Raw genomic sequence first — 8,734 nt, 5'->3', positions numbered from 1 at the left:
TTCTATATCTTCGATAGCTAAACCCTCTGAGGCAAGGTTGAGGCTTTCATTAAAATATGCGAGCTCGAGCCTAGTAGTATATGAACCTGTGCCGCCCTTTACTACTATTGGTGTTTTGCCCAGCCTGTCTGAAAACTCCAGCACCCGAGCTAGAGCTGCAATAGAAGTTTCTTCCATAACCGAAATCTCAATTAGCTCTGAGTCTCTGTGTTCAAATATTCTAGCGCCAATCACTTTTTCAGGGCGAGTAGAATTAGACGCTATCCCGGCAATTGGGAAAACTATAGAACTTGAGAGATATACAGCGTCATCCTTTAAAAGTGGCTCAATTTCTTTTATGGAATCGAGTTTTAATTGTAGATCCTCATCTGTGCAATCAATCACAATATCAGCTCTTTTGATGCCCGAGTAGTCTGAAGCTGCACTTATTAGATCAAATTTATGCTCAAATCTAAGCTCGTCGATTAGATGATTATCGTACTCGTTTGTAAAGTAATCGTAGCAGTGCTTAAGTCCATTTCCTACACCCTCGTCATCCTGAGCCTTAATCCTGGTTGTAATACCCGCAGACGCTGCCAGGCAGGCAATCTGATTCCCTAAATCGTTTGCTCCATGAACCGAAATTTTATTTATGAATTTATCTTTATTAGTGCTCTTTGGATCTTCCTGAACTATCTCAAGAGCCATTTGTGTGCGGATCAAACTTCTACTCGATGTGCTCACAACAAGCTCTCCAAAATACACGGACTCAACATGAAGGCCCCTGTTAAAGCTGGACATTCCAACCTCAAGGGCTTCAATTGCCATAATTGGAGCATTAATAAGCGGCCGTACATCCTTTTTCACCCTCTTTCTTAAATCATTAAACAGCTTTTTCCTCGCTATTGGGTTCTCATTTACAATTGTGTGCTGGATGCCCTTAAAATGAGAGCGGCGGGGTTTAAATTCTTTATTGGAAATATCTAAAGCGCGCTCGAGTGATATTTCGAGCAATATCTCATCAGGAACTATCTCGTCAATAAGCCCGATCTCTAAAGAATTTTCTGAGTTTAATGTGTCTCCTGAAATAATAAGCTCAAGCGCCTCTTTTGTTCCGATTAACCTTGGCAGTCTTTGGGTGCCGCCGGCGCATGGAATTAGGCCAGCCAAAACACCGGTCATTCCAAACACCGTTGCCGGGTTTTCTGAACCAATTCTGTATTCGCATGAAAGCGCTATTTCAAGCCCCATGCCCAAACAAGGTCCATTAACAGCAGCAATAAATGGCGCTCTTGAACTCTCTATCCTCTCAGTTATTTCCTGGGCCTTTAAGCTATACGCCCTTCCCTCATCAGCAAGTGTGAAAGATAGATACTCTCTTAAATCTGAGCCGCTTATAAAGCTGTTCGCCTTTTCGCTATAAAGGATTACGGCCCTTATCTCATTCTCGTTCTCTATCATGTCGAGCTGGCCGTCAATATTGTTTAAAAACTCGCCCAACCAACTCAGATCATCACGGGATAATTTGTTTGCCAACCCATGGGGGTTATCAAACCTAAGGATTGCAATTCCGCTTTTGTCTAATTCGTAAGATATGCTGCTCATGTTCACCTGATTATTTATTCTCTCTCTAAAACAATTGAAGCTCCAAGCCCTCCGGCGGCGCATAAAGTGGCAAGCCCGAAATTTGCTTGACGCCTTTGAAGAGCATGTAGAAGCGTAAGAATGATTCTTCCTCCTGTTGCTCCGAACGGGTGACCTACCGCGATTGATCCCCCGGTGACATTTACTTTTTCCATATCAACCTCTCCAAGCGACTTAGGTCTTGAGAGTTTTTCCTCTGCAAAAATGCGTGATGAAAATGCATTTAGATTTGAGAGCACTTGCGCGGAAAAAGCCTCATGTATTTCGATAAGGTCCATATCTTTAAGTCCAAGTCCGGCCTTATCCAAACAAACGGGAGTTGAGTACGAAGGGCCCATTAGAAGTTGGTCTTTAGGATCGACCGCAGAGTATGCATAGGAACGCACATAGCCCAGCGGCTTATATCCAAGGGCTTTTGCCCTTTGCTCTGTCATCAACAAAATTGCACAGGCCCCGTCAGAAAGAGGGGCTGAGTTACCTGAAGTTACTGTGCCGTATTCCTTGTCAAAGGCTGGCTTGAGTACGGTCAAGTCTTCAATAGTCAGCTCATTTCTAACCGTGTTGTCAGTAGCTATTAGGTCATCAAAATCTGGAGGCACGAAAGTTTTTATAATTTCTTTTCTGAATATCTCCTCAGCTTGTGCTTTTGATGCAAGAGTGTGACTTCTAAGGGCAAATTCATCCTGATCTATTCTTGAGATCTGATTTTGCCGGGCCATTATCTCAGCGGATTCACCCATTGTGAGACCAGTTGAACGCTCAGCGATTGCCGGAACATCCGGGGCAATGTCTCCTACACCCATTTTCAAAAATGGTTTTGCTTTTTGTATTATGTTTTTGCCCTTTGATGAATCAAAGAGCATGCTTTTAAACTTTTTTGAAAAAAGTACAGGAAAGTCAGAGATTGATTCTACCCCGCCGCAGATTACTACTTCAGAGTCGCCGGCTAAAATGCTCTCTACAGCGTTTGTAAAAGCCTGGGTTGCTGACGCGCAGGCACTTGTGGCAGTAAACGCCGGAGCGCTCGGAGGCACGCCTGAGCCCAGAGCGATCTCTCTTGCAAGATTTGAAGTCTTAATCGATGGAAGAACAGTACCGAAAATTACTTTGTCTATATCCTTGAGATCAATCTCAGTTCTATTTAGCAACTCTACAGTTACTATTTTTCCGAGCTCTAAAGAGGAAAGCTCTTTAAATAGTGTCCCAGTTTTAATAAACGGCGTTCTTAGTCCTTGAACAATTGCAACTCTTTTCTCACCGCTAGCTTGAATCACTAATTACTCCAATATAATTATGGACTTTAACAACAAAGAGATAGTTCTATATAAATTGTAAAGCTAAAACGCAAGATTACATACGACTAAGCACTTACTTCATTTTTCACTTTCATTTTTAGCTCTATAAACCTTGAGTGGTCAAGGTTCAGCATACTTAAAAGTTTGTGAGCTATGTAATTCTCAAACTTATCAAGGGTGCCGTCAGAATATATGACCTCCCATACTTCTTGCATAAGCTCATACTTTTCTTCATTATCAAGATTCTGATTAATCATATTAGTGAAGTACCACATATCTGTCGCTTCTTTTATCTCTGACTGCGATTTATCTATGAGCTCCTTCACGGATTCATCATTCATCTGAAATCTCGTTTTTAAAATTTCAATGATCTTTGTTTGTTCTTCTGAAGAAAAATTAGAGTCCGCTGTGGCCGCCTCAAGCAAAATAGCACATGTAGCAATTTTTATCTTTTGCTGTTTTTCCTCTGGACTTTGCGCTTTATTTGAGCCATCTAATATGTTCTTTATTACTCCTAGCATATAATTCCCCTTAATTATTAAATAGTCAGACCGTAGTAGGGTCAGAAAATAAAATTATGAATAAATTATAGCTAATAAAAAAGAGTATAAATAGAACTCTGTCATAAAACTAAGTATCTTGAGTTAACATTTAGGTCATGTAAGCTTATCGGAACTAAATTTGGAGAATACTAGATGCCCTTTTCTGAATCGCTAAATAAACGACTAAACACCATAATTTCTAAACATGAGAACAAGCAATCAGCCTTAATTGCAGTATTAAGGGAAATACAGAACGAGTATCAATACTTATCAGCGGAATCTATGGAAGAGGCAGCTAAATTACTCGAGATTAGCCCTTCTAGTGTTCAAAATGTAGCAACTTTCTACACTATGTTCTTCACTGAGCCTGCCGGAAAGCACGTGGTCTGGGTATGCAGAACACTATCATGTGCGCTAAGGGGAGCTGAGCACATAGAGCATTATATGTGTGATAAGCTCGGCGTTAAAACTGGTGAAACTACTGCAGATGGCAAAATCACACTTATGGAAGCTGAGTGCCTTGCGTCATGCGGGACGGCTCCTGTGATGCTGGTTGATAATAAGCTTGAAGAGAACCTAACTAGAGAAAGAGTAGATCAGGTTATAAAAGAGCTTGGAGAAGAATAATTAGGCTTTTTGAAATAAATATGTCTTACTTTGACAATGGATATAGAAAAAACTAGAAATAATGCTTTTGAGATATTCAAAGAAGCAGTAGATGCAGCAAACCCTAAAAAATGCGTATTAGACTATCTTAGTCTTGAAGATGATCAGCTAACAGTAGATTCCAATACATACGACTTAAAAGAGTTCGAAGCTATATACACAATTGCCTTTGGCAAAGCAGCATCAGCAATGGCCGAGGGAGTAGAGCAAGTACTTGGGGATAGACTTTCGGGTGGATTAGTTGTTTCAAACTCTGTTCCCGATAAAAAATTTGAAAAATTAGACTTTAGGCTCTGCGGACACCCGGTGCCTGACGATAGAAGCGTGAGCGCTGCTAATGAAGTTATGTCAATCCTAGGAACCGCGGGTGAAAAAGACCTTGTCATCTTTCTAATCTCAGGCGGCGGAAGCGCAGTACTTTCTATGCCTTCTCCTGGGCTCAGTTTGGACGATATGAGAAAAGCCACTGAGACTCTTCTGGCCAGCGGTGTCGATAAAAATGGACTTAATGCAGTAAGAAAACACATATCTCAGATCAAAGGCGGAGGACTTTTAAAAAAAGCCCTGCCGGCAAGGGTAGTGACACTTATATTGTCCAATGTTGTTAGCGACAAAGTAGATGCGATAGCATCAGGTCCTACGGTTCCTGATTCAACAACTTATGAAGATGCATGGAAAGTTATCGATGCTCTTGATTTAGAGCACAAGCTTCCTCCACAAGTTGTTGTGCACCTTGAGGATGGGAGAAATGGGGAGCACCCCGAGACTCTAAAAGAGGGCGCGTTTGACCCTGATCAGGTTCAGACATTGATAGTTGGAAGCAATATTAAGTCTCTTATGGAAGCTCAGAAGAAAGCAGCCGAGCTTGGCTATAACACTCTTATGCTCACCTCTCAGATAAGCGGTGAGGCAAAGGAGGTAGCCAAAGTAATAGCAGGAATTGCATTTGATGCGGAGAGATCGGACATTCCAGTAAAAAAACCAAGCTGCATAATTTTTGGCGGTGAGACAACCGTTAGTGTTCACAGCATGGGCAAGGGCGGAAGAAGCACAGAGACAGCTCTATCATTTTGCATGGAAATTATCGGACACGATATAGTCGGGCTATTTTGTGATACTGACGGGATTGACGGGCCAATTGATGCAGCAGGCGCGATATGCGATGGCCAAAGCAGATTAAGCGCCAGGGAAATGGGCGTAAGCGCAAGAGAGCACCTTGCACAAAACAACTCATATGATTTTTTTGAGAAGCTTGGCGATTTGGTTATCACCGGCCCAACAGGCACAAACGTAATGGATATAGGTATTGTAATTGTTGAGTAGTAGTATTTAATCTTCCCAAGGGGTAATTTAAATATTGAATATAAAAGGGTTTGTGTTTTAAAATAGAGCTATGGAGATGTTAACAAGACCGCTCCCGCAAAATATCGAGGCCGAACAGGCGGTGCTGGGAGCAATACTTTTAGAGAGCAATGTCATAAATCAGGTACTAGAGGTCCTGATCCCGGAAGACTTTTATAAAGATGCTCATAGAAAGATCTTTTTAGCAATGATCGATCTTGACCGCGATAACAAACCAATTGACCTTCTAACACTATTTGACCATTTAAAATCAAACGGGAATTTGCTCGAAGAAGTAGGAGAGAGCAGCTATCTCACATATCTAACTGAGCTAGTGCCAACAACCGAGAACGTAGACTACTATGCGAAGCTTGTTAAAGAAAAGTCCATTGTCAGAAATCTCGTTATGGCCGCAACCGATATTGCCCACAGAGGAAACGACGAGAATGTTGACCTTGATGAGTTTATTGACCGCGCAGAGCACACAATACTGGACATATCGCAGAACAAAATTAAGCCCAGCTTCTATGACTCAAGGTACCTTGCAAATAAAGCTCTTGAGCTTATAGAGGAGCTCCATGCAAGAAAAGAGCTCATCACGGGAATCCCAACGGGTTTTGAAAAATTAGATTATATGACATCAGGTCTTCAGCCTGCTGATTTAATAATTGTTGCGGCACGACCTGGACTGGGAAAGACCTCTCTTTCCCTTAATATAGCGGCTCATGCTGCGCTAGAGCACGGCATGGCAATAGGAATTTTCTCACTAGAGATGACCAAAGAACAGCTAATGCTCAGAATGCTCTCTAATAAATCCAAAGTAAATTACTCAAGCATACGAAGCGGCTATATAAAAGATGAGGACCTAGAACGATTGGTCCAGGCAGCAGACGAGCTTGGTCAGTCTAAGATTTACATAGACGACACACCAGCTATTAGTGTGTTAGAAATCCGCGCAAAAGCGCGGCGCCAGCAAAGAGACAAAGGGCTTGATCTTATTATTGTAGATTATCTTCAACTCATGCGGGGAAGCCGAAGGGTCGAGTCCAGAGAACGTGAGATAGCAGAGATCTCAGGATCACTTAAAGCACTTGCCAAGGAGCTTTCAATTCCGGTAATTGCAATCTCTCAGCTAAGCCGTCAAACCGAGACCCGCTCAGACCGCAGGCCCCAACTAGCGGATCTTCGTGAGTCAGGTGCAATTGAGCAGGACGCTGACCTTGTAATGTTTATTCACCGCGCTGATGTATACAGAAAAGATCCCGAAGAAAAGGACGGCATTGCAGAATTAATAATCGGGAAACAAAGAAACGGTCCAACAGGAAGTGTTAAGCTAGCATTCTTAGAAAAAAGAGGCGTCCCTAGTTTTGAAAACTTAGCGCCTGATTATGAAGATTTTGAATAATCTGCTTATTAGAAACTAAACAAGCATTGGTTTTGTAACAGCCTGAGATTTAACTTCTTTCTTATATAGATCCTCATCATTCTGCCAGGACTCAAACTTGGAGAAAATCTGGGATAAATTCTCTCTTACGGAAGCCCAGTAAAAATCCCAGTCGTAGGTAGTAGATCTATTTTTAAAAAACATTTTTACAAATAGTTCACGCTCAAGAGGATAGCCCTTCTCAGCAATCCATCCAGTTCTTGCGCTACCATAACCTGCGCCAAAACACATTGAGAATGACCCTGTCAGCCCTAAACGCTCAGAGGCCTTAGTGGCAAGCTCAACAAAAACATAAAGAGCCTCAATTGTTTTGTAGCCTTCTTTGGAAAGTTTTTCATCCATGGTGAGTAAATTTTGAACAAAGTACATCGGGTAGAAAGTTGGTGAGTACACTGAGACAGATTTAGTCGGGCTTAGTTCCGGCTCTCTTATAATGACGTCTTCTTCAATTACGCCGATCATGAAGTCTTCTTTGTTAAACTCTCCAATATCACCCGCAAGCTTAAGAGAGGACCTAACATTTTCCCATTCTCTTTGGGCTATTTCTAAGGCTTTTTTAAGCCTTTTCTCGCCCTCATCGAACTGTCTGTCCCTTAGTAATTCTTCTAACTGCATCGGAGTTTCGCTCATGGTTTGCCTTAAAAAATATACATTGATAAAATTCGAACACAATGGCCCAGGGATAATTATTTGAAATAAATAGTAAGTTTTTTAGATTTATGTAATTTATTGAGTGTTCTTATTTTTTAAATGGAGGAATTTATATGGCAGCTCTAGTTACTGGAGCAACAGGTTTTATTGGATCTCATATTGCAAAGAAGTTAGTAGATAGAGGCGAGCATGTAAAAGTGCTGCTTAGAGAATCAAGCCGTACCTCAAATATCGATGACATCGATGTCGAAAGGGTCTACGGCGATGTGCTAGATCTTGATTCTGTAGCTGCTGCAGTTAAAGACTGTGACACTGTTTACCACACCGCGGGTGTTGCTTCTTTTAGAAAAGAGGACTATGAGAAGATGGAAGCAGTAAATGTTCAGGGAACTAAAAATGTTATGGAGCAGGCTCTTAAAGCCGGCGTTTCAAAAGTGGTTCATACAAGCAGTATTGCTGCTATAGGGGTTGACCTAAACGGCGGAGTAGCTAATGAAGATACACCCTATCAGCTCGACTTTTTGGGAGTAAAGTATCTGGATACAAAAAGGAAGGCTGAAAGTATAGCTCTTGAGTTTAATGACAAAGGTCTGCCCGTTGTAGTGGTAAACCCTGCAACCGTGATCGGGCCTGGAGATATATATTTATCAAGTACGGCATTTATCCTATGGTTTTATAAAAAGAAATACCCGGGCTACATGGACGGCACCCTCAATATGGTCGATGTTGAAGATGTTGCTGATGGCCATCTTCTGGCAGTAGAAAAAGGACGGCCTGGAGAAAGATATATTTTAGGCAATGAGAATTTCACTCTTCTTGAGCTATTTACATTGCTTGAAGAAATCACAGGAGTTCCTAAGCCTAAAATGAAAATTCCCTATTTCATGGCTCTCGCTTCTGGATATTTTGTAGAAAGAATCCTAGGAATGAGCTTTCCTAACTACTCTACAATGGATGTAGATTCAGTAAAACTATCCAAATACAGATGGCATTTTGACAGCTCTAAGGCAAAAAGAGAATTAGGCTATGCTCCTTCAGATATTCAAGAAAGTATTAACAACACTATTACCTGGTTTAGGGATAACGGATATTTGGAAAAATAGCTAAAATTTGCAACGTTTTCCATTTCATATAAAATCTTGCTATGCCTGGCAACTCATTTGGTACAATTT

Annotated in this window: 8 protein-coding genes; 4 read left to right on the top strand and 4 right to left on the bottom strand. The window is 41.4% G+C overall.

The features are described 5' to 3' along the window. The 3 genes from AAF462_07250 to AAF462_07240 all read right to left on the bottom strand — a co-directional run. On the bottom strand, positions 1–1,584 hold a 1,584-nt coding region (locus tag AAF462_07250), incomplete at its 3' end, for an enoyl-CoA hydratase-related protein (protein MEM7008912.1). Positions 1,585–1,598: 14 nt separating this feature from the next. Then, positions 1,599–2,897: an acetyl-CoA C-acyltransferase FadI gene (gene fadI, locus AAF462_07245; GenBank protein ID MEM7008911.1), complete on the bottom strand. Its 1,299-nt coding sequence runs from the start codon at positions 2,895–2,897 to the stop codon at positions 1,599–1,601. Between the two features lie 86 nt (positions 2,898–2,983). After that, on the bottom strand, positions 2,984–3,439 hold the full coding sequence (locus AAF462_07240) for a TerB family tellurite resistance protein (protein ID MEM7008910.1): 456 nt from the start codon (positions 3,437–3,439) through the stop codon (positions 2,984–2,986). A 174-nt stretch (positions 3,440–3,613) separates the two neighbouring features. Between AAF462_07240 and nuoE the strand changes: the two genes are divergently transcribed. From nuoE to dnaB, 3 genes are all read left to right on the top strand, one after another. Further along, the gene (gene nuoE / locus AAF462_07235; GenBank protein ID MEM7008909.1) at positions 3,614–4,087 is read left to right on the top strand and encodes an NADH-quinone oxidoreductase subunit NuoE; all 474 of its coding nucleotides are present in this window, start codon (positions 3,614–3,616) and stop codon (positions 4,085–4,087) included. A 36-nt stretch (positions 4,088–4,123) separates the two neighbouring features. Further along, positions 4,124–5,449 carry a glycerate kinase gene (locus AAF462_07230; GenBank protein ID MEM7008908.1) on the top strand — a complete coding sequence of 442 codons (1,326 nt, stop codon included), beginning with the start codon at positions 4,124–4,126 and terminating at the stop codon, positions 5,447–5,449. Between the two features lie 70 nt (positions 5,450–5,519). Further along, a complete protein-coding gene (gene dnaB / locus AAF462_07225) occupies positions 5,520–6,872 on the top strand; it encodes a replicative DNA helicase (protein ID MEM7008907.1) in 1,353 nt (450 codons plus the stop codon). Between the two features lie 15 nt (positions 6,873–6,887). Here the strand turns inward: dnaB and AAF462_07220 are convergent, their stop codons facing one another. Continuing rightward, complete coding sequence (locus tag AAF462_07220; GenBank protein MEM7008906.1) at positions 6,888–7,541, bottom strand: hypothetical protein; 654 nt, start codon at positions 7,539–7,541, stop codon at positions 6,888–6,890. A 134-nt stretch (positions 7,542–7,675) separates the two neighbouring features. On the opposite strand from AAF462_07220, the gene AAF462_07215 reads away from it, so the two are divergent. Then, positions 7,676–8,665, top strand: coding sequence for an SDR family oxidoreductase (locus AAF462_07215; protein MEM7008905.1), 990 nt, complete (start codon positions 7,676–7,678; stop codon positions 8,663–8,665). Positions 8,666–8,734 lie beyond the last annotated feature (69 nt).

This window comes from Thermodesulfobacteriota bacterium (genome assembly GCA_039028315.1).
Lineage (GTDB): Bacteria > Desulfobacterota_D > UBA1144 > Nemesobacterales > UBA2774 > CR02bin9.
The sequence above is the reverse complement of the archived record's forward strand: the minus strand, read 5'-3'. Positions and strand labels throughout refer to the sequence as shown.